25 protein-coding genes are annotated in these 25783 nt (G+C 73.9%); 11 read left to right on the top strand and 14 right to left on the bottom strand.

Annotated features, from left to right (window positions below; all coding sequences use genetic code 11):
- Positions 1 to 91 precede the first annotated feature (91 nt).
- The 3 genes from FHG89_RS21960 to FHG89_RS21950 all read right to left on the bottom strand — a co-directional run bounded on the left by FHG89_RS21960 (position 92) and on the right by FHG89_RS21950 (position 2623).
- Positions 92 to 1294, bottom strand: coding sequence for a mechanosensitive ion channel family protein (locus FHG89_RS21960; RefSeq protein ID WP_139586293.1), 1203 nt, complete (start codon positions 1292 to 1294; stop codon positions 92 to 94).
- 82 nt (positions 1295 to 1376) lie between these two features.
- Entirely contained in the window at positions 1377 to 2198 is an 822-nt protein-coding gene (locus tag FHG89_RS21955) for a DUF1206 domain-containing protein (RefSeq protein ID WP_139586292.1), read from the bottom strand.
- 59 nt (positions 2199 to 2257) lie between these two features.
- Positions 2258 to 2623: a hypothetical protein gene (locus tag FHG89_RS21950; RefSeq protein ID WP_425280201.1), complete on the bottom strand. Its 366-nt coding sequence runs from the start codon at positions 2621 to 2623 to the stop codon at positions 2258 to 2260.
- Positions 2624 to 2719: 96 nt separating this feature from the next.
- On the opposite strand from FHG89_RS21950, the gene FHG89_RS21945 reads away from it, so the two are divergent.
- The gene (locus FHG89_RS21945) at positions 2720 to 3946 is read left to right on the top strand and encodes a cysteine desulfurase-like protein (protein WP_139586291.1); all 1227 of its coding nucleotides are present in this window, start codon (positions 2720 to 2722) and stop codon (positions 3944 to 3946) included.
- The gene (locus FHG89_RS21940; protein ID WP_139586290.1) at positions 3943 to 4230 is read left to right on the top strand and encodes a GNAT family N-acetyltransferase; all 288 of its coding nucleotides are present in this window, start codon (positions 3943 to 3945) and stop codon (positions 4228 to 4230) included. The genes FHG89_RS21945 and FHG89_RS21940 overlap by 4 nt, the downstream gene beginning before the upstream one ends.
- Here FHG89_RS21940 and FHG89_RS21935 read toward each other — a convergent pair.
- Positions 4227 to 5714: a glycoside hydrolase family 3 protein gene (locus FHG89_RS21935; protein ID WP_139586289.1), complete on the bottom strand. Its 1488-nt coding sequence runs from the start codon at positions 5712 to 5714 to the stop codon at positions 4227 to 4229. The two genes, FHG89_RS21940 and FHG89_RS21935, sit on opposite strands and share 4 nt — an antisense overlap.
- Positions 5715 to 5929: 215 nt before the next feature.
- Between FHG89_RS21935 and FHG89_RS34180 the strand changes: the two genes are divergently transcribed.
- The 4 genes from FHG89_RS34180 (at position 5930) to FHG89_RS21920 (ending at position 9356) form a co-directional block, all read left to right on the top strand.
- Positions 5930 to 6055 (top strand): hypothetical protein, encoded by a 126-nt coding sequence (locus FHG89_RS34180; RefSeq protein WP_255421242.1) that lies wholly within the window; start codon positions 5930 to 5932, stop codon positions 6053 to 6055.
- 89 nt (positions 6056 to 6144) lie between these two features.
- The gene (locus tag FHG89_RS21930) at positions 6145 to 7095 is read left to right on the top strand and encodes a TIGR03557 family F420-dependent LLM class oxidoreductase (RefSeq protein ID WP_139586288.1); all 951 of its coding nucleotides are present in this window, start codon (positions 6145 to 6147) and stop codon (positions 7093 to 7095) included.
- Between the two features lie 73 nt (positions 7096 to 7168).
- A complete protein-coding gene (locus FHG89_RS21925) occupies positions 7169 to 8800 on the top strand; it encodes a RecQ family ATP-dependent DNA helicase (RefSeq protein WP_139586287.1) in 1632 nt (543 codons plus the stop codon).
- A gap of 52 nt (positions 8801 to 8852) precedes the next feature.
- Entirely contained in the window at positions 8853 to 9356 is a 504-nt protein-coding gene (locus FHG89_RS21920; RefSeq protein WP_139586286.1) for a hypothetical protein, read from the top strand.
- Here FHG89_RS21920 and FHG89_RS21915 read toward each other — a convergent pair.
- Entirely contained in the window at positions 9346 to 10926 is a 1581-nt protein-coding gene (locus FHG89_RS21915) for an MFS transporter (protein WP_139586285.1), read from the bottom strand. The genes FHG89_RS21920 and FHG89_RS21915 overlap by 11 nt on opposite strands.
- 81 nt (positions 10927 to 11007) lie before the next feature.
- Between FHG89_RS21915 and FHG89_RS21910 the strand changes: the two genes are divergently transcribed.
- Together FHG89_RS21910 and FHG89_RS21905 are read left to right on the top strand one after the other, a co-directional pair.
- Positions 11008 to 11769, top strand: coding sequence for a TetR/AcrR family transcriptional regulator (locus tag FHG89_RS21910; RefSeq protein ID WP_139586284.1), 762 nt, complete (start codon positions 11008 to 11010; stop codon positions 11767 to 11769).
- A 9-nt stretch (positions 11770 to 11778) separates the two neighbouring features.
- On the top strand, positions 11779 to 12813 hold the full coding sequence (locus tag FHG89_RS21905; RefSeq protein ID WP_139586283.1) for an AraC-like ligand-binding domain-containing protein: 1035 nt from the start codon (positions 11779 to 11781) through the stop codon (positions 12811 to 12813).
- Positions 12814 to 12928: 115 nt separating this feature from the next.
- Here FHG89_RS21905 and FHG89_RS21900 read toward each other — a convergent pair whose 3' ends face one another.
- From FHG89_RS21900 to FHG89_RS21865, 8 genes are read right to left on the bottom strand one after another with little or no spacing between them, the layout of a single operon-like run.
- Positions 12929 to 13912 carry a DNA topoisomerase IB gene (locus tag FHG89_RS21900; RefSeq protein ID WP_139586282.1) on the bottom strand — a complete coding sequence of 328 codons (984 nt, stop codon included), beginning with the start codon at positions 13910 to 13912 and terminating at the stop codon, positions 12929 to 12931.
- Entirely contained in the window at positions 13896 to 14849 is a 954-nt protein-coding gene (locus tag FHG89_RS21895) for a glycosyltransferase family 9 protein (protein ID WP_139586281.1), read from the bottom strand. Before FHG89_RS21895 ends, FHG89_RS21900 begins: the two co-directional genes overlap by 17 nt.
- Positions 14846 to 15535, bottom strand: a complete 690-nt coding sequence (locus FHG89_RS21890) for an SDR family oxidoreductase (protein WP_139586280.1) — start codon at positions 15533 to 15535, stop codon at positions 14846 to 14848. Before FHG89_RS21890 ends, FHG89_RS21895 begins: the two co-directional genes overlap by 4 nt.
- Complete coding sequence (locus FHG89_RS21885) at positions 15532 to 16980, bottom strand: PfkB family carbohydrate kinase (protein ID WP_139586279.1); 1449 nt, start codon at positions 16978 to 16980, stop codon at positions 15532 to 15534. Before FHG89_RS21885 ends, FHG89_RS21890 begins: the two co-directional genes overlap by 4 nt.
- Before the next feature lie 16 nt (positions 16981 to 16996).
- Positions 16997 to 17653, bottom strand: coding sequence for a D-sedoheptulose-7-phosphate isomerase (locus FHG89_RS21880; RefSeq protein ID WP_425280200.1), 657 nt, complete (start codon positions 17651 to 17653; stop codon positions 16997 to 16999).
- A complete protein-coding gene (locus FHG89_RS21875; protein ID WP_139586278.1) occupies positions 17653 to 18870 on the bottom strand; it encodes a glycosyltransferase in 1218 nt (405 codons plus the stop codon). The genes FHG89_RS21880 and FHG89_RS21875 overlap by 1 nt, the downstream gene beginning before the upstream one ends.
- The gene (locus FHG89_RS21870; RefSeq protein WP_139586277.1) at positions 18855 to 19829 is read right to left on the bottom strand and encodes a glycosyltransferase; all 975 of its coding nucleotides are present in this window, start codon (positions 19827 to 19829) and stop codon (positions 18855 to 18857) included. Before FHG89_RS21870 ends, FHG89_RS21875 begins: the two co-directional genes overlap by 16 nt.
- Positions 19826 to 21499 carry an HAD-IIIA family hydrolase gene (locus FHG89_RS21865; RefSeq protein ID WP_139586276.1) on the bottom strand — a complete coding sequence of 558 codons (1674 nt, stop codon included), beginning with the start codon at positions 21497 to 21499 and terminating at the stop codon, positions 19826 to 19828. The genes FHG89_RS21870 and FHG89_RS21865 overlap by 4 nt, the downstream gene beginning before the upstream one ends.
- A gap of 172 nt (positions 21500 to 21671) precedes the next feature.
- Between FHG89_RS21865 and FHG89_RS21860 the strand changes: the two genes are divergently transcribed.
- The 3 genes from FHG89_RS21860 to FHG89_RS21850 all read left to right on the top strand — a co-directional run bounded on the left by FHG89_RS21860 (position 21672) and on the right by FHG89_RS21850 (position 23998).
- The gene (locus FHG89_RS21860; RefSeq protein WP_425280199.1) at positions 21672 to 22094 is read left to right on the top strand and encodes an SRPBCC family protein; all 423 of its coding nucleotides are present in this window, start codon (positions 21672 to 21674) and stop codon (positions 22092 to 22094) included.
- A 2-nt stretch (positions 22095 to 22096) separates the two neighbouring features.
- Positions 22097 to 23098, top strand: coding sequence for an SDR family oxidoreductase (locus FHG89_RS21855; protein WP_139586274.1), 1002 nt, complete (start codon positions 22097 to 22099; stop codon positions 23096 to 23098).
- 132 nt (positions 23099 to 23230) lie between these two features.
- Complete coding sequence (locus tag FHG89_RS21850) at positions 23231 to 23998, top strand: polyprenol monophosphomannose synthase (RefSeq protein WP_139586273.1); 768 nt, start codon at positions 23231 to 23233, stop codon at positions 23996 to 23998.
- A 107-nt stretch (positions 23999 to 24105) separates the two neighbouring features.
- On the opposite strand, the gene FHG89_RS21845 is transcribed toward FHG89_RS21850, so the two are convergent.
- On the bottom strand, positions 24106 to 25713 hold the full coding sequence (locus tag FHG89_RS21845) for a phytoene desaturase family protein (protein WP_139586272.1): 1608 nt from the start codon (positions 25711 to 25713) through the stop codon (positions 24106 to 24108).
- Between the last annotated feature and the right edge of the window lie 70 nt (positions 25714 to 25783).

Here is a 25783-nt window from a genome sequence, read left to right as displayed (position 1 = left end):
GCGCCCGTCGGCCGCCCGCGACAGAGAAGTCCGGCAGCGGATCCCCCACCCAAGCCGGCCCAAACCTCTCAACCGCCCCGACTCGCGCGGGTTAGGGGCGCAGGGACGCGGAGGAGGTTTCGTCGGGGCCCACGAAGGCCTCGCTGCGGGCGTCGCCGTCGTCGCTGCCGCCGAAGACGCGGGCGTCGTCGGGGGCCTCGGTGCCGCCCGGGCGGCGCACCGGCCGGCGGGGCTGCACCCACTGCCACGGCAGGTTACTGCTGGCGTCGCCCAGCTCGGTACGCATCCGGGGCATCGCGGTGGGCCGGTTGTCCCGGATCCAGGCGACCAGGTGTTCGCGGACGAGACAGCGCAGATCCCACAGGCTGCCGGCGTCGGCGGCGCTGACCAGCGCGCGTACCCGGACCGTTCCGCCGGTGGCGTCGGTGACCTGCAGGACGCAGACCCGCCCGTCCCACAGCTCGGTGCCCTCCACCAGGCGGCGCAGCTCCTCCCGCATGGCCTGCACCGGCACGGCCCAGTCGACGTCGAACTCGGCGGTGCCGAGCACAGCCGCCTCGGTGCGGGTCCAGTTCTGGAAGGGCTTGCTGGTGAAGTACGAGGTGGGCAGGATCAGCCGCCGGTCGTCCCAGATCTGCACCACCACGTAGCTGAGGGTCAGCTCCTCGATGCGGCCCCACTCCCCCTCGACGACCACGACGTCGTCGAGGCGGACGGCGTCGCTGAAGGCGAGCTGGAGGCCGGCGAAGACGTTGCCGAGCAGGCTCTGCGCGGCCAGGGCGGCCACCACACCGACCACACCGGCAGAGGTCAGCACACCGGCGCCGATGCCGCGCACGCTCGGGAACGTCATGAGCATCACGCCGACGGTCAGGATGACGATCACCGCGATGGTGAGTCGGCGCAGCATCACCACCTGGGTACGGACGCGCCGGGCGTGCCGGTTGTCCGGTACGTCGACGCGGAAGCGGGCCAGCGCGGTGTCCTCCACCACGACCAGCAGCGACGCGACCAGCCAGGCGGCGGTGGCGATCACGCCGAGGACGAGCAGGTGCAGCAGCAGCTGCCGCCAGTGCTCGCCGACGGCGTACCCGGTGCTGAACCGGACGGCGAACTGCACGGCCAGGACCGTCCCGGCGACCTGGAACGGGCGGTGCGCGTGATCGGTCAGCTCGGTCAACAGCTGCGACCGACGGCCGAACCGCCGGGTGAGCCGATGGACGACCTCGACCAGGAAAAGGGCGACCGCCGCTGCGGCGAGCGCGGCGACGGCCGTCGTGAGATAACTCTGCACGGGTTCGGTGCTTCCCTTCGAGCAGACGTCGGCGCTTCGGGCAAAAGCCCAATAGTGCCCGACGTCCCCGGAATCGACCAGCTCAGACCTTGCGGTACCGGGACTGGAGGAAGCAGTAGACGCCGAAGGCGGCGATGCCCAGGGCGACCAGGGTCAGCAGGAACGTGCCGTACGACTGCTCCTGCAGCGTGTGCAGCGCGGCGTCCAGACCCCGGGCCTTCTCCGGGTCGTAGTTCACCGCCGCCACGATGACCAGCAGACCGGCGATGCCGTACGCGACGCCCTTGGCGGCGTAGCCGGCGATGCCGAGGCGGCGGGCCAACTGGCGGGTCTTCGGGCTCATCTCGCCGGTCTTGAGGTGCTTTTCGAACTTCTTGAGCACCCCGTAGATCACCAGGCCGATGCCGATCGCGGCGAGCACCAGCCCGGCCAGGCCGACCAGCCAGCGGCCACCGGTGGAGGTCATCAGCTTTCCGGTGAGCGCCTCCTGCTTGTCGGCGCTGTTCGACCCGGCGTCTCTGAAGACCTTGAACGCGGTCCAGGCGAAGTAGAGGTAGACGATGGTCCGACCGACCGAGGCGAGCCGCTCCATGACCCGCTCCTTGCCCCGCTCGGCGCGGTGCCCGACCGCCGCCTCCAGCCCCTGCCAGATCGCCATGGCGAGCAGGCCCACCGCGGTGGCAATGACGAGGAACTTGCCGAGGGGCTGTTCGGAGAGGGTACGCAGCGCGCCGGACTGGTCGCCGTCGGCGGACGACCTGCCGAACGCGATCTGCAACGCCAGCCAGGCGAAGAGCAGGTGGACGATGCCGTAGCCGATGAAGCCGGCCCGGGCGAGGATTTCCAGCCACCGGCTGTCCGCCGTACGGGAGGCGGTGGCTTCGGCGTTACGGGTAAGTGACATGGCGCCACAATCTCCGATTTCGGGGATTCCCAAACGTCGGCCACCGCCGCCCGGAGCGGTCAGTTGCCCGGATTGCGCGAAACGCGAACCTTGACCTGCTGGTCGGTGACGCTGTCCAGGGTCACCGCGAAGCCGCCGGCCTCGGTGGCCTGCTGCCCGGTGGTGAGGGTCAACTGCTCGCCGGCGACCTCGACGGTCACCTGGTCGCCCTCGGCGCCGACCAGCTTGGCCTCGACGCCGAGGATGGTGGCGCTCGCGTCGACACCCCGCTCGAAGGTGACCGTGCAGGCGTCCAGCCCGCAGTCGGTGGAGGCGCCCTGGGAGCTGCAGCCGGCGAGCACGGCGAGCCCGAGCGCCAGACCGGCGAACAGACCGGCGGCGCGGCGGACGGGGGGAAGGGACATGGTGGCGGGTCGGTTCGTCACCTCGCCAAGAGTACGAGACGTCGGCGACGCCCCCTCCACGATGATGATCACCTGGCGGCCGACCGGGCGCCAGGAGCACCGGCTAGGGTCCGGGACATGCCCTTCGACATCGCCCGCACCCGGGCCGCCTACCCCGCCCTGACCGAGGGCTTCGTCCACTTCGACGGTGCCGGGGGCACCCAGCCCGCGGCCGGTGTGATCGACGCGGTCGCCGACGCCATGCGCAGCGCGGTGGGCAACCGCAGCGCCGCCTTCGTACCGGGTCGCCGATCGTTGGAGCTGGTCGCCGAGGCCCGCTCGGCGGTGGCCGACCTGCTCGACGCCGACCCGGCCGGGGTGGTGCTCGGTCCGAGCGCCACCGCGCTGACGTACACCCTGGCCCGCACGCTCGGCGCGACCTGGCGGCCGGGCGACGAGGTGGTCGTGTCCCGGCTCGACCACGACGCCAACGTGCGGCCGTGGGTGCAGGCGGCCGAGGCGGCCGGCGCGACCGTGCGCTGGGCCGAGGTCGACCGGGACACCGGCGAGCTGCCCGCCGCGCAGTACGCCGACCTGGTCGGCGAGCGGACCCGGCTGGTGGCGGTGACCGCCGGCAGCAATGCCATCGGCACCGTGCCGGACGTGCCGGGGATCGCCAAGATCGCGCACGCGGTCGGCGCGCTGGTCAGCGTCGACGGGGTCCACTCGGTGCCGCACGGACCGACCGAGCTGGCCTCGCTCGGCGCCGACGTGCTGGTCACCAGCGCCTACAAGTGGTCCGGGCCGCACCTGGCGGCGATGGTGGCCGACCCGGCCCACTGGGAGGCGCTGCGCCCGGCGAAGCTGCTGCCGTCGTCCGACGCGGTGCCGGACCGGTTCGAGTACGGCACCCCGAGCTTCCCGCTGCTGGCCGGCGTCACCGCGGCCGTGGACCACCTGGCCGGGCTGGACCCGGACGCGGTCGGCGACCGCCGGGCACGGCTGCGCGCCGGTCTGGCCGCCGCCCAGGCGCACGAGGAGGCACTGCTGGAGCGGCTGCTCGCCGGGCTGGCACAGCGGCCGGCGATCACCGTGTACGGCTCGCCGGCGCGGCGCTGCCCGACGGTGTCGTTCCGGGTCGCCGGGATGTCTCCGGCGGCCACCCAGGAGGCGTTGGGCGCGGCCGGTTTCTGCCTCTCGGCCGGCGACTACTACGCCTACGAGTACTTCCAGCTGATGGGTCTGCGCGACAGCGGCGGCGCGGTGCGGGCCAGCATCTACCACTACAACACCGCGGACGAGGTGGACCGGTTGCTCGCCGAACTCGACGCGGTGCTCGACCGGGAGGGGAGAATGGCCAGGTGAGCACCCTGGTCGAGGACAACCCCGCCAAGAACCGCTTCGAGATCCTTGTCGACGACGCGCTTGCCGGTTTCACCGCGTACGTGCCCCGGGGGGAGGTGCTGGTCCTCACCCACACCGAGGTGGACCCGGGCTTCCAGGGCAAGGGCGTGGCCAGCGCGCTGGTCCGGGGCGCCCTGGACGAGATCCGTGCCCGGGGTGGCCGGCTGGTGCCGCAGTGCCCGTTCGTGGCCGCGTTCGTCGACAGACACCCCGAGTACGCCGACCTGGTCGTCGAGCAGGCCTAGGTCCGGCCGGTCAGCGCCTCGGCGGCTGCCCGCCCACTGGCCCGGGTGGCGCCGTGGGTGGCCAGGTGCACCGCCCCGGTGACCAGCTCGGGTACGCCCAGCTCGACGACGACCGCGTCCGGACGGGCCGCGACCGCCCGCCGTACGGCGTCACGCATCCACTCGTGCCGGTGCAGGTCGCGGACCACAAGCACCAGGGGACGCCCACCCGCCGGGGCGCCCGGGTCGGCCGGCACGTCCGGGTCGGCGTAGCGGACCGTGTCGGTGCCGGGCAGCAGCTCACCCAGCGGCTCCCCGATGCCCCACGGGGTCTCGGCGCCGATGGCGATGTTGCGCGGCGGCTCGAACTCGACCACGTACGCGGGGCGGGTCAGCGGCAGCACGGCCGGCCCCGGTCGCGTGGTGACCCGAACGGCGCGTCGGGCGGCGACGAGCCCGACGTCGGTGACGTCGCGCACCCCGGTCGTCGGGGCGGTGCGGGCGGCGACCGTCCAGGCGGCGAGCTGACCGACCCGCTTGGCGGCCTCGGCGAGGCGTTCCTCGGGCAGCTCACCGGAGACCACGGCGGCCACGATGGCGTCGCGCAGCTCGCGGGCGTCCCGCTCGCCGGCGCGTTCGCCGCCGACGCAGATGGCGTCGGCGCCAGCGGCGAGCGCGCGGACGGCCGCTCCGGCGAAGCCGTACCGGTCGGCGACGGCGCGCATCTCCACCGCGTCGGTGACGACCACACCGGAGAAGCCCAGCTCGTCGCGGAGCAGCCCGCCCAGGATGCGCTGGCTCAGGGTGGCCGGCAGCTCCGGGTCCAGGGCGGGGACCAGCAGGTGGCCGGTCATCATCGCCTGCACCCCGGCGGCCACGGCGGCCCGGAACGGGGCCAGCTCGCAGGCGTCGAGCCGGTCCCGGCCGGCGGTGATGCGGGGGAGGTCGTGGTGGGAGTCGACCCGGGTGTCGCCGTGGCCGGGGAAGTGTTTGGCACAGGCGGCGACCCCGCCGGCCTGGAGCCCGCGGACCCAGGCGGCGGTGTGCCGGGCGACCAGCGCCGGGTCGGCTCCGAAGGAGCGCACGCCGATCACCGGGTTGTCCGGGTTGGAGTTGACGTCGGCGTCCGGGGCGTAGTCGAGGGTGACCCCGGCGGCGGCCAGTTCGATGCCGAGGTCCCGGGCGACCGCCTCGGTCAGCGCCGGGTCGTCGACCGCGCCGAGGGCGAAGTTGCCGGGCCGGGAGCTGCCCCGGCCGGACTCGATGCGGGTGACGTCGCCGGCCTCCTCGTCGATCGCCACGATGACGTCCGGACGTTCCGCGCGCAGCGTGGCCGTGAGGGCCGCCACCTGCGCGGGGTCGACGATGTTGCGGGCGAACAGGACCACCGAGCCGAGCCCTTCACCGAGCCAGCGGCAGACCCACGGCGGCGGGGTGGTGCCGACGAACCCGGGTTGCAGGACGGCGGCGGCGAGCGCCGGCAGGTGCCCGGCCGGCGCGGTCACGCGATCCCCTCGCGGTGCTGGGCGTCGGTTCCCGGCGTCGACGCGTTCCCGCCGACCCGCTGGTTGCGCTCGCTCATGCGGCCCCCGTACCCCATCTCTCGCGCGCCCTCGGCGCACCGCCCGGGCAGGCGGTGCTGCCATGGTCACACCGAGCGATTCAATAGTCAATAAACCTTACAGTTGCCCGGCGGCGCGGTCCCGGGGAGAGTTCGGGAATGGATCCCGCCCTGCTTGCCGACGCGACGAGCCCGGCCGACATCCCCGGCGTACGCCTGCTCGGCCTCGTCGTCGGCGCCCTGCTGCTGCTCGCCGCGATCCGAGCGATGTTCGGCCGACGCTGAGACCGGCGCCGGCGCCGGAAACCGGTGTGACCGGAGGCCGCCGGGGTACCGCTTCCCCATCAGCAGGTACGCGCGCCGAAGGGGACACCATGAAGATCGGTTACTTCCTGTCCAGTGAGGAGTACACGCCGGAGGAGTTGCTGGAGCAGGCGCGCGGCGCCGAACAGGCCGGCTTCGAGGCGCTGTGGATCTCCGACCACTATCACCCCTGGCTGGACGCCCAGGGGCAGAGCCCGTTCGTCTGGTCGATGATCGGCGCGTTGAGCCAGGTCTGTTCGCTGCCGGTGACCACCGCCGTGACCTGCCCGACCGTGCGGATCCACCCGGCGGTGATCGCGCAGGCGGCGGCGACAAGCGCGGTGCTGCACGGCGGACGGTTCGTCCTCGGCGTCGGCACCGGCGAGGCGCTCAACGAACACATCTTCGGCGACGCCTGGCCGCAGGCCGACGTCCGGCTGGAGTTGCTCGAGGAGGCCGTCGAGGTGCTGCGCGAGCTGTGGAAGGGCGGGTTCGTCAACCACCACGGCAAGCACTACACAGTCGAACACGCCCGGATCTACACGCTGCCCGACACTCCCCCGCCGATCTACGTCTCCGGGTTCGGCCCCAAGGCCATCGACCTGGCCGCCCGCATCGGAGACGGGTACGTGAGCACCATGCCGGACAGCGACATGGTCCGCCGGTTCCGGGAGAACGGCGGCGGAGACAAGCCGTGTCAGGGCGGCTTCAAGGCGGCATATGCGGACAGTGAGGACGAGGGCGTGCGGATCGCGTACGAACGGTGGCCCAACGCCGGGGTGCCCGGTGAGCTGTCCCAGGTGCTGCCCTCGCCGCGGCACTTCGAGCAGGCCAGCGAGCTGGTCAAGCCGGAGATGATGAAGGAGGCGTTCGTCTGCGGCAACAGCGCCGACGCGCACCTGGAGATGATCGACCGGTACGCCAAGGCCGGCTTCGACGAGGTGTACGTGGCCAACACCGGCCCCCATTACCAGGGCCTGTTCGACCTCTACCAGCGCGAGGTCCTGCCCCGCCTGCGCTGAGCCGACAATCCGCGAGCCCATGATCGCCCGAAGGTGTTTCGGCGGTCATGGGCTCGGGTACCTCCGGCCCTCGATGAAACTGTCCACGCATTCGATGTCGTTGCGCCGCGCGGCGCGCAGCCTGTTCGGCTGGAACGCGCTGCGGCCCAACCAGCTGGCCGCCATGCGCGCGGTGATGAAGCGACGCGACGCACTGGTGGTGCTGCCCACCGGCGCCGGCAAGTCGGCGATCTACCAGATCCCGGCGAGTCTGATCCCCGGCCCCACCGTGGTGATCTCTCCGCTGCTGGCCCTGCAACAGGACCAGATCGCGGCCCTCAACGAGCGGCAGCGCCCGGAGCTGCGGGCGGTGCGGATCAGCTCGAACGAGTCCGCCGCCCAGCAGGCCGAGGCGATCGCCGAGATCCGCGAGGGCCGGGCGGAGTTCCTGTTCATCACGCCGGAGCAGTTGAGCAACCCCGACCGGATGGCCGAGGTGAAGTCGCTGAAGCCGGCGCTGGTGGCGATCGACGAGGCGCACTGCATCTCGGCCTGGGGGCACGACTTCCGCCCCGACTACCTGGCGCTCGGGCACCTCATCGAGGGCATCGGCCGACCGCCGGTGGTCGCGCTGACCGCCACCGCCTCCCCGCCGGTCCGCGACGACATCGTCGCCCGGCTGCGGCTGCGCGACCCGGAGCTGGTGGTGTCCGGTCTGGACCGGCCGAACCTGTTCCTGGAGGTGGCGCACTGCCCCACCGAGGACTACCGGTGGCGACGCCTGATGACCCTGCTGCGTGACGAGGGTCGGCCGGGGATCATCTACGTGCCGACCCGCCGTGCGGCCGAGGAGCTGGCCACCCGGTTGACCGACGCGGGTTTCCCGGCGCAGTTCTACCACGGTGGGATGGCCGCCGGTCCGCGTGCGGAGCTGCACGAGGCGTTCCTCGCGGACCAGGTGCCGATCATGGTGGCCACCTCGGCGTTCGGCATGGGCATCGACAAGCCGGACATCGCCTGGGTGGTGCACATGGCGCTGCCCGACTCACCGGACAGCTACTTCCAGGAGATCGGCCGGGCGGGCCGCGACGGCGAGCCGGCCCGGGTGCTGCTGCTCTGGCAGGCCGAGGACGTGGGCCTGCAACGGTTCTTCAGCGGCGGTCTGCCCGACGAAACCGAACTGCGCGACCTCGCCGCGCTGCTGCGCCGCAAGCCGGCCACGAAGACCGAGCTGCGCGAGGCCACCGGGCTCGGGCCGCGCAAGCTGGGGCAGTACCTCTCGTTGCTGGAGCAGGTCGGCGCCGCCGAGCCGCGCGCCCGCCAGCGCATCGCCGCGCCCCGCTACTCCCCCAACCCGACCGACGCCGCCGCCGCGGCACTGGCCGAGGCGGAACGGCAGCAGACGGTCACCCGCTCGCGGACCGACATGATGCGGGCCTTCGCCGAGACCACCGCCTGCCGGGGGCAGACCCTGCTGGCCTACTTCGGCGAGCAGATGACGAAGGTCTGCGCGCACTGCGACAACTGCCACAACGGCACCAGCGTCGCCGACCAGGGCGCGGTCGGGCCGTTCCCGGTGCACAGCCAGGTCCGCCACCCGGAGTGGGGGCACGGCATGGTGCTCGGGTACGAGGACGACAAGATGACGGTTCTGTTCGACGAGGTCGGGTACAAGACGTTGTCCGTGCGCGTGGTGTCCGAACAGGGCCTGCTGACGCTGGACTAGCCTGACCCGGGCACCGATTGACCACACAGAGCAGGGCGGAAGGGGCGTTGCCGTGATCGAGCAGCCGGCGTACACCGGTTTTGGTTTCTCCGACGAGGAGTGGGGGCTGCTCGTCGGTCTGCCGCAGTCGGTGCTGACCGCCGCGAGCGCCGCCGAGTCCGACGGCACCCGCCGGACCATGGCGGAGACCGCGGCCGGGCTGGAGACGATCGCCGCCGGACGGGAGTCGGCCAGCCCGCTGGTCGCCGCCGTGGCCGGCGAGATCGTGACCCGGGTCGGCGACCCGGAGACCGGCGAGGAACTGCCGGTCATCGCGCCCGCCGACCCGCGGGCCATGATCGACGACGTGCTGCTGCGGGCCGGCGAGGCCGCCGCGCTGCTGGCCGCCCGGGTCGGCGAGGGCGAGGCCGGCGCGTACAAGCACTGGCTGGTCACCATCGCCGAGCAGGTGGTGGGCGCCGCGTCCAGCGGTGGGTTGCTGGGCCTGGGCGGCGAGACGGTCAGCGACTCCGAGCGGCGCTTCCGGGACCGGCTGGCGCACGTGCTCACCGACTGACGGACGACATCGGCGTACCGGTCGGCTCGGCGGTCGTCGCCGCCGGGTCGGCCGGCCGCACGCCGCGCAGCGCCAGCAGCGCGGTCGCCGCGCCCAGCAGCATCGCCGCCATGGCGGCGTACGCGGCCAGGTGCAGCCCGTCGGTGAACGCGTACCGGGCGGCGTGCAGCACCGCGTCGCCCACCTCCCCGGGCAGCCCCTTGGCCACGGCGAGCGCACCGCCCAACGTCTCCCGAGCCGTGTCCCGGGCGCCCTCCGGCAGGTCGGCGGGCAGACCGTCGAGGACCTCGCGCCGGTAGACCGCCGCGCCCACGCTGCCCAGGATCGCCATTCCCAGCGCGCCGCCCAGCTCGCTGCTGGACTCGGTAAGCGCGGAGGCGACGCCGGCCTGCTCCGGCGGCGCCGCGCCGAGGACCAGCTCGGTGACGAGGGACATCACCATCACCAGGCCGCCCGCGTAGACGCTGGCGCCGGCCAGCAGCAACCACAGGGGCGAGTCCGGTGTGACCCGGGTCAGCACCACGAAGCCGAGCACGGCGATCCCGAAACCCGCGCCGATCAGGTACGCCCGCTCGACCCGCTGGGCGAGCGCGGCGGCGGCCGGAGCGACACCGCCGACCGCGAGCGACGGCACGAGGCTCCACAGTGCCGCCCGCAGCGGGCTCATGCCGAGCACCAGCTGGAGGTGCTGGGTGGTGAAGATGGCGAAGCCGACAAGCGCGAACATCGCCAGCAGGTTGACCGCGAGCGACCCGCCGAAGCCGTGTCGGCGAAACAGCGCCAGGTCGATCATCGGGTACGGCCGGGTCCGCTGCCGGCGCAGGAACAGCGCCGCGACCAGCAGGCCGGCGACGACGGCCAGCACCCGCGTCGCGTCGACGCCGTCGCGGGCCATCTCCTTGATGCCGTAGATCACCGGCAGCAGAGCACCGAGCGACAGCACCGCGCTCACCAGGTCGAACGGCCCGGCGGCCGGGTTGCGGAACTCGGGCACCAGGACCGGGGCGAGCAGGAGCAGCATCAGCATCGCCGGGATGTTGATGAGGAAGATCGAGCCCCACCAGAAGTGCTCCAGCAGGACGCCGCTGAGCACCGGGCCGATCGCGATGCCGCCGGTGAGCGTGGCGGTCCAGATGCCGATCGCGGTGCCCCGCTGCCGGGCGTCGTGGAACATGTTGCGCACCAGGGCGAGGGTGGAGGGCATCAGGGTGGCTCCGCCGATGCCGAGCACGGCACGCGCGGCGATCAGTGTCTCGGCGCTGTGGGCGTACGCGGCGAGCAGGGACGCCGCGCCGAACGCGGTGGCGCCGAGCAGCAGCAGTCGGCGCCGGCCGATCCGGTCGCCGAGAGCGCCCATCGTGATCAGCAGCCCGGCCAGCACGAAGCCGTAGATGTCGAAGATCCAGAGCTGCTGGGTGGCGGAGGGGCGCAGCTCCTCGCTGATGAACGGGACGGCGAAGTAGAGCACCGACACGTCCATCGAGACCAGGAGCAGGGGCAGCATCAGCACCGTGAACCCGATCCACTCCCGTCGGCCCGCCCTCGGTGCGGGTGTGATCGTCGTCGTCATGATCAGATCCCTTCTGCGTATGGCGTACGCTTTTATGCGTAGACCATACGCAGAACTAGGATGGTGAGGCAAGGAGGACATGTGGCGGCGAAGAAAGACGACAGCGGGCCGGCGCTCCCCCCGGCCATCGAGAGCGCCTGGGGGCTACGCGAGCGGCCACCCAAGGGGCCCCGACCCGGGTTGAGCGTGCCCGGCATCGTCGACGCCGCCGTCCGGGTGGCCGACGCCGACGGGCTGACGGCCGTCTCGATGAGCCGGGTCGCCAAGGAGCTGGGCGCCGCCACCATGGCCCTCTACCGCCACATCGGCTCGAAGGACGAACTGCTCCTGCTCATGGTCGACGCGGGCTACGGCCCACCGCCCGGCCCGGCCGCCCCCGGCGACGGATGGCGCGCCGGACTGACCCGCTGGGCCCGGGCCGAACGCGACGTGCTGCGGCAACGGACCTGGCTGCTGCACGTGCCGATCACCGGCCCGCCGATCACCCCCCAGCAGCTCGGCTGGCTGGAGGCCGGGCTGCGCTGCCTCGACGACACCCACCTGGCCGAGAGCGAGAAGATGTCGGTGATCCTGCTGATCACCGGCTACGTCCGCAACGAGGCCACGCTTACCGCCCAGATCGCCGAGGGCAGCCGGGCCGCCGGCGTCGAACCCGGCGAGTTGATGCCCGCGTACGGTCGTACCGTGGCCCGACTCATCGACCCCGCGCGCTTCCCGGCACTGCACCGCGTGCTGACCTCCGGCGTCCTCAACCAGGACGACGACCCCGACGACGAGTTCACCTTCGGCCTCGACCGGATCCTGGACGGCATCGAGGCACTCGTGCGTCGACGAGCGTCCTGAGGGGACCGGATGCTGCACAGGGACACCGTCGACACCACGGTCCTGCCACCGGCTGAGCGGTTCGGCATGTGGTTGGACCTGGTCGCGCGCACCTCGGCACCGATGCGGATCCGGTCCGCACACGCCGACGACTTCGCCGCCCGGGCCGACTTCCTCGACCTCGGCCCGATCCAGGTGATCAAGTATCACTACCCGTCGCTGGACGCCACCCGAACTCCGAAGCTCATCCGCCAGTCGGACCCGGAGCTCTACGTGCTCGCTCTCACCACCGACGGCGTCGGAACGTCCAGTCAGGACGGCCGACGCAGCGAGATCCGCGCCGGCGAGTTCACCTTCTACGACGGGTCCCGGCCGCACGACGTCGGCCACCACGCCACCGAACCGGAGCAGGGCCAGGCAACCTCGGTCATCGCGATGATCCCGCACGCCGCGCTGCCGCTGCCGCCGGAGCGGATGGCCACGCTCTTCGGCGGCAAGATGTCCGGCCGCGAGGGGATCGGAGGGCTGCTGGCGCAGTTCCTGCTCCAGATCAGCGGGCACCCGGAGCAGTATCACGCCGCAGACGCCGCCCGCCTCGGCGCGGTCGGACTGGACCTGGTCACCACCATGCTCGGCCGCCACCTGGTCGCCGAGGACGCGGTGCCGACCGAGGTACGCCGCCGGGCGCTGGTCACCCAGGTGCAGGCGTACGTCCACCGCCACGTCGGCGACCCGGCGCTCAGCCCACGGGTCGTCGCGGACGCCCACCACATCTCGTTGCGCTCGTTGCACCGGCTGTTCGAGGCCGAGGAGACGACCGTGGCGTCGTACATCCGCGACCTGCGGTTGGCCAGGTGTCGGCGCGACCTGGCCGACCCGGCCCTGCGCACCCAGCCCGTGCAGGTCATCGCCGCGCGCTGGGGTTTTCCCGACAAGGCCCACTTCAGCCGGGTGTTCCGGGCGGCGTACGGCACCAGCCCGCAGGCGTACCGGGAGTCCACCTGCGATCCGGCACGGATCGTCAACCACCCGGCATCCATGGTCACCTCGTCTCCGGCAGACTGACAGCGCAGCGGCCGACCGTCGCCCGGTGGGCCGCTATCGGGGGGCCGTGGCGAGGCGCCCGCCGCCATTCGCGGCGGGCGGCCGCCCGGTGGTCCCAGGATCGTCGGCGGGCCGCTCAGGCCTTCTCCAGCACCGCCAACACGACCCGTTCGGCCTCCTCGCGCGGCGCGTCCGGGTCGACAGGCACCACCACCCCGTCGTGGTAGAGGTCGACGACCCGAGGGTCCACGTACGACGTGCGGGCCACCGTGGGGGTGTTGCCCAGCAGGTCCGCCACCTCGCGCATCACGGCCGCCACCGCCCTGCGGCGCGCGGTCACCGAACGGGCCAGGCCGACGATCGCCAACTCGGTCGCGGCGAGCACTGTGGCGTGCCAGGTGCGGAAGTCCTTGGCCGTCATCTCCCCGCCGCTGGCGTCGCGCAGGTAGCCGTTGACCTCGTCGCTGCGCACGTCGCGCCACTCCCGGCCGTCCCAGTAGCCGAACAGCCGGTCCGCCCGCCGGCGGCGACGCCGCAGGTTGACCAGCACCTGGCACAGCTCCGGGTCCTCGATGCGGCGGACCTGCTCGATGCCGCCCTTGGCGGGGAACTCGAAGACCACGCAGCCGCCCCGGGACCGGGCGTGCTCGGGGCGCAGGGTGGACACCCCGAACGTCGGGTCGTCGCCGGCCGCGTACTGGTCGCTGCCGACCCGGAACATCCCCATGTCCAGCAGCCGGGCCACCGTGGCCAGCACCCGGTCCCGACCCAGTCCGCGACCGTCCAGGTCCCGATCCACCCGCTCGCGCAGCGCCGGCAGCCGCCGCGCCACCTCCAGCATGTGGTCGAACTTCGCCTCGTCCTGCTTCTCGCGCCACCGGGGGTGGTAGAGGTACTGCTTGCGGCCGGCCGCGTCGATGCCGGTCGCCTGGATGTGCCCGTTGGGGTACGGCGCGATCCAGACGTCCTGCCACGCCGGCGGGATGACCAGCTCCCGCAGCCGGGCCAGGACGGCGGTGTCCTTGACCGGGTCGCCGGCCGGGTCGAGGAAGAGCCAGCCCCTGCCGCGCCGGCGACGCCGGTATCCCGGCCGGCCCGGATCGCTACGCCGCAATCGCACCGGAGACCCGCACCACCCGTTCCACCTCGGCCACGGCGGCCAGCACCTCGTGGAGGCGCAGGGCCGCCAACGTCGGGTGGCTTCCTACCCCGTCCCAGCTGGGCCAATCCGCCTCGCCGACCCAGAGCACGCGGTGCCGGGGGCGGTCCCGTGGTGGCCCCCAGAGCGCCGGCGGCACCGGCCCGAACAGCACCACCGACGGGGTGCCGTACCCGGTGGCGAGGTGGGCCACCCCGGTGTCCCCGCAGACCACCAGGCGGGCGTCGGCCACCAGCGCGGCCAGCGCGCCGAGGTCGGTCCGGCCGGCGAGCACGGCCTCGGACGGCAGTCCGGCGTCGTCGGCCACCCGCACGGCCAGCGCCCGTTCGTCGGCCGATCCGGTGAGCAGCACCCGGTGCCCCTGGTCGGTGAGAGTGCGGGCCAGCGCCGCGAACCGGTCCGCCGGCCAGCGCTTCGCGGGGATCTTGCTGCCCGGATGCAGCAGGGTGGCCCCCGTGGGCAGGCCCGCCGGCTCGGGCCGGCGCAAGCCGAGGTCGGCGCGGTCGGCCGGGATGTCGTACCAGGACAGCAGCCGGCACCAGCGGTCCACCTCGTGCTCCCGCTCGACCCACCGCGGGCCGGCGGAGAAGCCGGCGTCCCGGTTCGCGAAGGCGAGCAGCCGACCGGGCCGGATCGCGGCCAGCAACCGGTGCGATCCCGGGCCGCGCCCGTGCAGGTTGACGGCGACCCGCGGCGCCGACCCGACCCGCACCGGCCGGTCCAGACCTGTGGTGTCCACCAGCCGGTCGACGCCGCCGACCAGGTCGACCAACGGGGCCAGCCAGGCCGGCGCGGCGAGCGCCAGCTCCCGACCGGGGTACGCGGCCCGCAACGCCCGCAGCGCCGGCACGGCGGTGACCAGGTCGCCGACGCCGAGGGCCCGCAGGACCAGGATCACGGGTACGACGTCTCCTGCTCGGCGCAGACCACCAGTTCCCGTACCGCGCACCCGGCCGGCTGGTTGAGCGCGAACATGATCGCGGCGGCGGTGTCGGCGGGGTCGTTGAGGATGGCGTCCGGCCCCGGCCTGTACTGCGGGTCACGCTCGTCGAAGAACGCCGTCCGCATTCCGCCGGGAATGAGCAGGGTCACGCCGACCTGGCCGGCGAGTTCGGCGGCCAGGGCTCGGGTGAAGCCCACCACGCCGAACTTCGCGGCGCAGTACGCGGTGGCGTCACTGACCGCCTTGACGCCCAGGGTGGAGGCGACCGTGACGACGCGGCCCCGGGACGTCAACAGGAACGGCAGCGCGGCCCGGATCACGGCCGCCGTCGCGAGCAGGTCGACGGCCACGATCCGGTCCCAGGTCTCGCCCGGCACGTCGGCGAGCCGGCCCGGCACGTCCATGCCGGCGGCCGTGACCACCGCGTCCAGGCCGCCGGCCTGCTCGGCGAGGTGCCGGGTGGCGACCTCGGCGGCCCGGGTGTCGGCCAGATCGCACTCGGTCCAGGACACACCGTCGACCGGCGGCTGCCGGTCCAGCACGAGCGGCCGGCCGCCGGCGGCGGCAACCGCGGCGACCACCGCCGCGCCGAGCCCGCTGGAGCCGCCGGTGACCAGGACGCTCGGACCCGTGGCGGTCATCGGACCCGCTCCGGTGTCGACACCGGCGCGACCGAACGGGCGATCATGTCGGTCGTGGACCGACCGTCCAGGTAGGGCACCACCACCGTGTTGCCGCCCCACCGACGCAGGACCTCCGCCTCGGGCAGACCCGCCGCGTCCCCGCCCCCGGTGGCGTAGTCCCCGCCCTTGACCCAGATGTCCGGCCGCAGCCACGACAACGCCGCCTCCGGGGTCGACTCGTCGAAGATCATGACCGCGTCGACGCAGCTCAGCGCCGCGAGCAGCCGCGCCCGATCCCCCTCGGACATGACCGGCCGGTCCGGCCCCTTCAACCCGGCCACACTGGCGTCGGAGTTGAGGCACACGATCAGGCAGTCGCCGAGCTGCCGGGCGGCCTGGAGAGTCGCCACGTGCCCGGCGTGCAGCAGGTCGAAGCAGCCCCCGGTCGCCACCACCGTGCCGCCCGCGGCACGGACCTCGGCCAGCAGCGCGGCGACGGGGGCGACACCCACCCGGTCACCGCCGGGGCCGGGCACGCCGGCACGTACCGGCTGGCTGCGCGTGCCAGCCGGTGACGGCAGGGCGGCGGCAACTCCCCCACCGGCCACGTACGCGGACGCCTCCGCGACGGCCGCCTGCACCGCCTCGGAGACCAGCGCGCCCTGGGCCAGGGCGAGGCTGGCGGCTGCCGCGAACCGGTCGCCGGCGCCGCAGGTGTCCCCCTCGGCGCTGCCCGGGGTGGGCACCACCAGCGGCGTGGACCCGGCGTGGCAGAGCAGCGCACCGTCCCCGCCCAGGGTCACCGCGACCGCCCCGGCCCGCCAGCGCCGGCGCAGCCCCTGCGCGCCCCGGGACGCGGCGGCCAACCGGGACGTCCCGGGCAGCGCCGGGACCAGCTCCCGCACCTCGGACTCGTTCGGGGTGGCCAGGTGGACGCCGGGCACCGCGGCCGGGCCACGCGGATGCGGATCCCACACCACAGGCGCGCGGGTGGCGGCCAGGGCGTCGCGCAGCGCGGGCTGCCGGGCCACCCCCCGGCCGTAGTCGCTGACCAGCACCGCCGACGCCGCGCCGATCACGCGCAACACCTCCTCGGAGGGCTGACCCGGCTCACCGGGCACACCACCGCGGTCGTGGCGCAGCAGCACCCGGCCCCGGGCCCGCAGCCGGATCTTCTCCGGCGTCGCCCCGGACAGGGGCAGCGGGTACACCCGCACGCCGGCGGCGGCGAGCAGGGCACTCAGGCGGGCGCCACCGGCGTCGTCGGCGAGGGCGGTCACCAGCACCACCTCGGCGCCCTGCGCGGCGGCGAACACCGCCGCCAGACCGGCGCCACCGGGCCGGTCGGTGGCCACCGTCTCGTCGAGCACCGGCACCGGCGAGTCCGGGCAGAGCCGGTTCACCACCCCTTCCACGTCCCGGTCGAGCAGGGTGTCCCCGACCACCACCACGGGTCCCCTCACGCCTTCCTCCTCATCCTCACGCGTCGACCTGCTGTCCGGCCCCGCCGTCGAGCACCACCTCGACCCCTGCCTGAACCGGAGACGACGACCCGGTGACGGCCGACGCGGGCAGTTCCTGTTCGAGGTACTCGCAGATCAGGTGGCTCGTGACGAGGTGCAGCTCCTGGACGACCTGGGTGTCGGTCGACGACACGGCCAGCACCTCGTCGCACGCCTCGGCGAGGGCGTTGGGCGTCGGCCCGGTGAGCGCCCACGTGGTGAGGCCGGCCTCGCGGCCGGCCCGCGCTGCGGTGAGCAGGTTCTCGCTGGCGCCGCTGGTGCTCAGCAGCAGCAGGACGTCGCCGGGCCGCCCGTGCGCGCGGACCTGCCGGGCGTACACGTCGGTGTAGCCGTAGTCGTTGGCGATGGCGGTGACCGCACTCGTCTCGGCGTGCAGGGCGATGGCCGACAACGGCTGCCGGTCGTGGTGCAGCTTGCCCACCAACTCGGCGGTCAGGTGCTGGGCCTCGGCGGCGCTACCGCCGTTGCCGGCGACCAGCAACCGGCCGCCGGCCACCAGCCGGTGGGCCAACTCGGCGCCCCAACGCGCCAACTGCGGCTCGCAGAGCCGGTACGGCACCAGCGCCGCGGCCAGGTTCGTCAGGTGGGTGTCCAGCAGGCTGCCGGTCGGCATCAGGCCACCACCCGGGTCGGCCGGCGCACCGCGACCACCTCGCCGTAGACCTCCGCCAGCCGCTCCGCGGTGGCCGCCCACGAGTACCGCGACCGGGCCCGCTCGCGCGCCGCCGTGGCGTACGCGAAGCGCCGGATCCGGTCGTCGAGCAGCCCCTGGATCGCGGTGGCCAGCGCCCGCGGGTCCCGCGCCGGTACGAGGTCCCCGGTCGTCCCGTCGACAACGGTGTCCCGGATGCCGCCCACGGCGGTGCCGACGACCGGCACCCCGCAGGCCATCGCCTCCAGCGGGGTCAGGCCGAACGGCTCGTACCAGGGTGCGGCGACGAGCAGGTCCGCCGAGCGGTACCAGCGGCCTATCTCCTCCCGGGGCACCGCGCCGACCAGGTGCACCCGGTCAGCCACCCCGCACGTCTCGGCGAGCGCCCGCAGCCGCCGGGCGTACGGGTCGGTCTCCAGCAGCCCCTCGGGCGGGCCGCCGACCACCACGCACTCGGCGTCGGGCACCAGCGCCATCGCGCGCACGACCGTCTGGAAGCCCTTGCGCTCGACCAACCGACCGACGGTCAGGATCCGGGCCCGGCCGGGCTCCCGGTCGGCGGCCGGTCCGAGCGGGGCGAACGTGGTGAGGTTGACGCCGGAGGGCACCACAGTCATCCGGGACCGGGGCACCCCCATCCGGACCAGCTCGCCGACCTCGTCGCGGCACTGCGCGACCACCCGGTCCACCGAGCGGCCCAACTCCCGCTCGTAGGCGATCCGCCGGGCCGGGCTGGTGTCCTGTACGCCCTGGTAGCGGCGCTTCACGGTGCCCAACGCGTGGTACGTCTGCACCACCGGCACCCCGGTCTGCCGCCCGGCGGTCAACGCGGCGAGACCGCTCATCCAGAAGTGCGCGTGGATCACCTCGGGCGTCCAGTCGCCGCCCCGCCACCGATCGACCAGCCAGCGGCTGAACTCCCGCATGTGCGGCAGCAACGCGTCCTTGGCCACCGGCTCGGCAGGCCCGGCGGGTACGTGCACCACGTCGTACCCGTCCGGGCTGCGGACCGTCACCGGCAGGTCGAGCGCGTCGCGGCGGGTGTAGACCCGCACCTCGTGGCCGGCGGCGGCGAGCGCGGCGGACAGCTCCGCGACGTGCGTGTTCTGGCCGCCGGCGTCCTCGCCTCCGAGGATGGCGAGCGGGCTGGCGTGCTCCGAGATCATCGCGATCCGCATACTTCCTCCTCCAGCAGCCGGTCCCAGTCAGCGAGGAAACGGTCGAGGCCGTATCTGTCCCGTGCGGCGGTCCGTGCCACCGCGCCGGCCTGACGCGCGGCCTCCGGTTCGGCGATGAACCGGCGGGCGGCGTCGAGCAGGGTGTCCGTCCGGGTGGCGAGTGCCCCCGCCGCCGGGGGTACGGCCGTCACCGCCTCGGTGGTGGCGAGCGCGACGACCGGCATGCCGATCGCCATGGCCTCGATGAGGCTGAGCCCGAGCGAGGTCCAGCGGCACAGGTGCAGGTACGCGCGCCGCCGGGCCAGTTCGGCGTGCATCCGGTCCTGGGGTACGTCGTCGTGGCTGGTGAGCCGGTCGGCGCTCAGGCCCAGGTGGTCGGCGAGGCCGGCGACGCCCATGCCGAACACGTCCAGCGGCGCGATCTCGGCGAAGCGGGGCAGCAGGTCGGTGCCGGTGACCCGCCCCCGGCGCACCGGCTCGTTGATCACGACGGCGAGCCGGTCCAGCTCGCCGGTGTAGGACACGGCGGGGGCGACGATGCCGTGGTCGACCACTGTGGTGCGGCTGGCGCCGGTGTCCCAGAAGATCTGGTTGAAGCCGGTGACGTGGGCGATGAGCAGGTCGTCACGGCCGGCCATCGGGTGGCGCGTGTTCGGCACGTCGCCCTTGGGGGTGTTGTGCTCGACGTAGATGGCGGGGACGTCCCGGCCGGGGCGGCGGCCCAGCCACTGTTCGGCCAGGTCGATCTCCTCGGGCCGTTGCAGGATGACCAGGTCGACGTCGGTGCCGGGCAGCTCGTCGGGGCTGACCTCGATGGCGGTGTCCGGCCACGGGTAGGTGCGGGCCCGGCCGAGGCCGTAGGGACCCCGGTCGGGTGTGGTGGGGATGAGGTAGCGGTGACTGCCGTGCACGAACGACGTGGTCCAGGAGCCGTGCACGTGCCAGAGCAGGACGTTCATCGGCCGCCACCACCGGTGACGGCGAACGCCCGCAGCGCCTCGACCACCTCGGCCGGCTCCACGTCGCTCAGGCACGGGTGTCCGGGGACCGGGCAGCTGGCGGCCCGGGTGTCCCGGCAGGGCGCGGCGGCGTCCCCGAGTCGGACGGTCGGCACCCGGTACGGCCCCCACTGTCCGAACGGGACGGTCGGCGCGAACAGGCTCACCACCGGAACCCCGGCGGCGGCGGCGAGGTGCGCGGGGCCGGTGTTGCCGACCACCACCGCGCCGGCGTCCGCCACGATCGCGGCGAGGCCGGCCAGATCGGTCCGGCCACCCAGGTCGATGCCGCCGGCCGCCGCGACGCGGGCGGTGACCGCGCGCTCGTCGGGGCTGCCGGTGACCAGCACCCGGTGTCCGGCCGCGCTCAGCGCGCCGGCGATCCGGGTCGCCAGTTCGGGCGGGCAGGCCCGGCTCGACGCGGCCGAGCCGGGATGCAGCACCACGTACCCGGGGTCGCCGAGACCGGCCGGGCGCGGGGGCAGGGCATCCGGCCGGAGCCGGAGCACGGGTTCGTCGCCGTCGGGCAGCCGGTGGCCGGCGGCGGCGGCGAGGGAGAGCGCGCGTTCGGGTTCGGGGACGCCCACCGGCACCCGGTGGCGTACGTCCAGCAGGGAGCCCGGGTAGTCGTCGCTGATCGCCGCGATTCGGCCGATCTCGGCCATCCGCAGCAGCAGCGCCAGGGGCAGGGCCGACTGGTGGAAGGAGGTGAACACCACTGCCTGGTCGGCGCCGACGGCGGCGAGGCGCGCGGTCAGGTCGCGCACGGCCGCCGGGTCGACCGGCGCCGGAGTCGGGTCGATCCACGGCAGCGGGTGTTCGATGATCTCGTCGACGCCGGGCAGCAGCTCGGCGGCGGCTCGGCCCCGCGGCCCGCACAGCAGCACCACCCGCTGCGCGCTCGCCGCCACCGCCCGGATCGCCGGCCCGGTGACCAGCACGTCCCCGGCCGAGTCTGACCGCACCACCAACGCCGTCCCGACCCGCGCACCGGCCGGCTCGGGGCGTACCGCCTCCTGGCGGCGCAGGATCTCCCGCGCCGCCGAGGGCAGATCGGCGGCCACCCACCCGGCGGCGGCGACCTCCTCCGGCCGGGTCACCGGTGTGGGCACCAGCACCCCCGCCGCGCCGGCGGCCAGCGCGGCGGCGACGTCCCGGCCGATGTCGCCGACCATGACGCACCGTGACGCGCTCGTGCCCAGCTGTCGGGCGGCGGCGTGCACCAGACCCGGCGCCGGTTTACGGCAGTCGCACCCGTCGGCGTCGTCGTGCGGGCAGACCAACCACGCGTCGAAGCGGCCCAGCAGCTCCTCGACGCGGGCGTGCACCGCCCGCATCTGCTCCTCGGTGAAGTAGCCACGGGCCAGACCCGACTGGTTGGTCACGACCGCCAGTCGCAGGCCGGCCGCCCGCAACCGGTCCAGCGCCACCCGCGCGCCCGGCACCGGCCGCACCTTCTCCGGATCACCGTTGTACGGCACGTCCTCGATCAGGGTGCCGTCCCGGTCGAGCAGCACGGCGTCGTACAGGACCCCGCAGGGGCTCCCGACGGGCCCGGACCAGGCCTGGCCAGCGCGGGCGTACACCCGGGCTGACCTGCGCTGATCCGGATCCTCCTGGTCCTGTCGCACAGGCGGCGGGTTCCCTGCGCCCCGAGGAGTAAACGTCGCCGTGGACGCGGTGGGCCAGCGCCGCAAGCGGTGCCCCGCGTCCGCCTTACCCGCCGCCCCGGAGAAGCTAACCCGCAGGTCGTTAGCCCCACCGCCGCGTGGGTACGGGAGTCCAGTGGCGATTGTGGAGAAAGTGATCGAAGCTCCCCCGCAGCAGGTTTTCGACGTGCTGGCCGACGGGTGGACGTACAGCGACTGGGTGGTCGGCACGGCACACATGCGGGACGTCGACGACGCGTGGCCGAGAGTGGGCACTCAGCTGCACCACCGGGCCGGCCCGTGGCCGTTCTCGTTGCAGGACGCCTCCACGGTGCTGGCCTGCGAACCACCGCGCCGGCTCGTGCTGCGGGCCGGTCTGTGGCCGGCCGGCGAGGCGATCGTGTCGTTCACCCTGGAACCCGTGGGCGACGGCGCCACCCGGGTCCGGCTCGGGGAGGACTTCGCCGCCGGCCCGCTGCGCTGGATCCGCAACAAGGCCAACGACCTGGTGCTGCACCTGCGTAACCGGGAGACGCTGAACCGGCTGTCCGACATCGCCACCCGGCAGAAGGGGTGACCGTGACGCAGACCGTGGTGGTGACCGGCGCGAGCGCCGGCGTGGGCCGGGCGGTGGCGCAGGCGTACGCGGCCCGGGGCGCCCGGTTGGCGTTGCTGGCCCGGGGCGAGGCCGGGCTGGCCGCCGCCGAGCGGGACTGCCGGCTGCGCGGTGCCGCCGACGTGCGCGTCTACCGGGTCGACGTGGCGGACGCGGGCGCGGTGCAGCAGGCCGCCGACGACGTCGTGCACCGCTGGGGCGGCATCGACGTGTGGATCAACAACGCCATGGTGTCGGTGTTCGCACCGGCGTGGGAGATCCCGGCCCGCGAGTTCCGCCGGGTCACCGAGGTCACCTACCTGGGCACGGTGCACGGCACCCTCGCCGCGCTGCGGCACATGCGCGCGCACGGCCGGGGCGCGATCGTGCAGGTGGGCTCCGCGCTGGCGTACCGGGGGATCCCGTTGCAGTCGGCGTACTGCGCGAGCAAGCACGCCGTCCAGGGGTTCAACGACTCCCTGCGGGCCGAGCTGCTGCACGACTGCCCGGGGGTGAAGCTGTCGATGGTGCAGCTGCCCGCGGTGAACACGCCACAGTTCTCCTGGGTGCGTACCCGGTTGCCCCGGCATCCGCAGCCGGTGCCGCCGATCTTCGCGCCGGAGGTGGCCGCCCGCGCGATCGTCTGGGCCGCCGACCACGGCCCCCGGGAACTAAACGTCGGCGGTCCGACCTGGCGTGCCCGCCTCGGCGACATCCTGATCCCCGGGCTGCTCGACCGGAAGCTGGCCCGCGACGGGTACGACAGCCAGCAGACCGGCGAGAAGATAGACCCCGGCACGTGGCGGGACAACCTGGACCACCCCGGCGACGAGGACCGGGACCGGGGCGCGGCGGGCGTGTTCGTGGACCGGGCGCGCGACCGCTCGGCGGCGCTGTGGGTCGGCACCCACAAGCCGGAGCTGTCCGGAGTCGCGCTCGCCGGTGTGGCGCTGGCCCTCACCGCCGTGGCCCGGCGACTGCGTTGACCCGCGCTGTGGGCACCCGCCGCCATTGGGATGACCTCGCCCGCAACGCCCGGAAGGGGAGCGTTTTCCACTCGGGCGCGACAACTGGATACCCTCTCAGGTAGCCCTGTCCGCAAACCGAGGATGTCCGACATGATCGAGCCCGTGCAGCTGCCGTCGCCGTGGCGGGACGCACGCCTGACCGTCGTGGTGCCCACCTACAACGAGGCGGGCAACCTCCCGGCGCTGGTCGAGCGGCTGCTCGCGCTGCCGCTGCCGGGGCTGCGCATCCTCGTCGCCGACGACAACTCCCCCGACGGCACCGGCGAGGTGGCCGACAAGTTGGCCATCGAGCACCCGGATCGGATCGAGGTGGTGCACCGGGCCGGCAAGGAGGGCCTGGGCCGGGCCTACGTGGACGGGATCGGGCGTGCCCTCGACGGTGGCGCCGAGTACGTGGCCCAGATGGACGCCGACCTGTCGCACCCGCCGGAGGCGCTGCCGGGGATGCTGGGCGCCCTGCTCTCCACCCAGGCCGGCGTGGTGATCGGTTCCCGGTACGTGCCCGGTGGCGAGCTGGACGAGAACTGGCCGCTGTACCGCCGGGCGCTCAGCGGCTGGGCGAACCTGTACGTGCACACCCTGCTGCGGGTGCGGATCCGGGACCTGACGGCCGGCTTCAAGATCTGGCGGGCGGACGCCCTGCGGGACATCGGCCTGGACCGGGTGCAGTCCAACGGCTACAGCTTCCAGGTGGAGATGCACTACCTGGCGACCAAGCTGGGGCACACCATCCTGGAGGTGCCGATCCGCTTCGAGGAGCGGCGCGACGGCGAGTCGAAGATGACCACCGCCACCAAGATCGAGAGCGCCCTGATGCCGTTCCGCCTCCGCAACAAGCACCGCAACATCACCCGCTGACCCACTCCACCCACCCCTCATCTCGCGGGTGATCAAGAGGTTTGCGTCATCAGCACGCCGAAATCTGACGCGAACCTCTTGATCACCGAGGCCGGGGCGGGGGCGGGTCAGGTGGGGTAGACCGCCTGGTGGGCTTTCGCGATGGCTGCCGCGTAGGCGCGGCCGGTGAGCGCGCGGTCGCGGGCCAGCGCCGCGCGGGCAGCGTTCGCGCCGGGTGCGCCGTGCACCCCGCCACCGGGGTGCGCCGACGAACTGGCCAGGAAGAGCCGGTCCACCGGGGTGTCCGCCCGGCCCAGGCCTGGGATCGGACGCAGGAACAGCTGCTGGTACGCGGCGGCCGTGCCACCACCGATCGCACCGCCGACCAGGCTCGGGTTCTGCTTCTCCAGGTCGGCCGGCCCGGCCACGTGCCGGCCCACGATCAGCTGCCGGAAGCCCGGAGCCGCCGCCTCCAACACGTCCTCCATCCGCTGCACGTGCCCGACGACGTCGTCGGCCCGCCAGTCCCGCCGGAACGGCAGGTGGGTGTACGCCCACAACGACTCGGTGCCCGGCGGGGAGTGACTCGGGTCGGCCACCGACATCTGCCCCACCAGCAGGAACGGGTCGCGGGGCAGCTCGCCCCGGGCCAGCTCGCCGGCGTAGTGGGTGAGCCCGTCCAGGTCCGCGCCGAGGTGCACGGTGCCCGCGCCGGCGACCTGCCGGTTCGTCCACGGCACCGGCGCGGAGAGCGCCCAGTCCACCTTGAGCGTCGAGCCGTCCCACCGGAAGTGCGCCAGGTCCTCGACCAGCCGGGACGGCAGCGCCGCCGCGCCGACCAGGTCGAGGTAGAGCGCGGGGGCCGGGACGTCGGCGAGCACGGCCCGCCGGGCCCGCCACAGCGCCCCGCCGACGGTACGGACGCCCATCGCCCGACCTCGGGCGGTGAGCACCCGGTCGACCTGGGCGCCGTAGAGGATCGCCCCGCCGCGCTCCTGGAGGCGGGCGACGAGCGCGTCGGTGATCCGCTGCGCGCCGCCGTCGGGCACCGGCCAGCCGACCTGCTGCCCGAGCATGGCCAGCAGCCACCCGTACACCCCGGAGCCGGCCTCCTCCGGGGACAGGTCGGTGTGCAGGGCGCAGCCGGCCAGCAGCGCCGGCCCGCCGGGGCCGTCGAAGAGTTCGTCGCCGAGCTTGCGCACCGGCACCACGAGCCGACGGGCCAGCCGTAGCGCGCCGGCGATCCGCAGCCGGCGCAACAGACCCAGCCCGCCGCGTACCGGCGGGAACGGTGCGGTGATGGTGTCCAGCATCGGCTCGGCCACGTCGAGCCAGTCGGTGTACGCGTTGAGCCAGCGCTTGCCGTCGCCCGGGGCGAACTGCTCCAGAGAGGCGGCGGTGACGTCCGGATCCCGGTTGATCACCGCGGCCCGTCCGTCGGGCAGCAGGTGCGCCAGCACGTCCGGGGCGTGCCGCCAGGACAGGCCATGCCGGCCCAGGTCGAGCCCGCGCAGCACCGGCGAGGCGTACCCCAGGGGGTAGAAGGAGCTGTAGAGGTCGCTGAGGTAGCCGGGCGCGGTCACCTCGGCGGAGCGGACGGCGCCACCGGGCACGGCGGTGGCCTCCAGCACCACCACGTCCCATCCGGCGTCGGCCAGCAGGTTGGCCGCGACCAGGCCATTGTGACCGGCCCCGACGACGACGGCGTCCGCGCTCTGCGCGCCGGTGGTAGTCATCCGATCCGGCTACCCGGCGCGCAACCGGGCGAAACGCGTTTGCCTCGCCCGGGCCGGGGCATCCAGCGCC

Origin of the sequence: Micromonospora orduensis (genome assembly GCF_006228125.1) — a bacterium.
Taxonomy (GTDB): domain Bacteria; phylum Actinomycetota; class Actinomycetes; order Mycobacteriales; family Micromonosporaceae; genus Micromonospora; species Micromonospora orduensis.
Note: the sequence above shows the minus strand (reverse complement) of the source record. Positions and strands in the feature narration are given on the sequence as shown.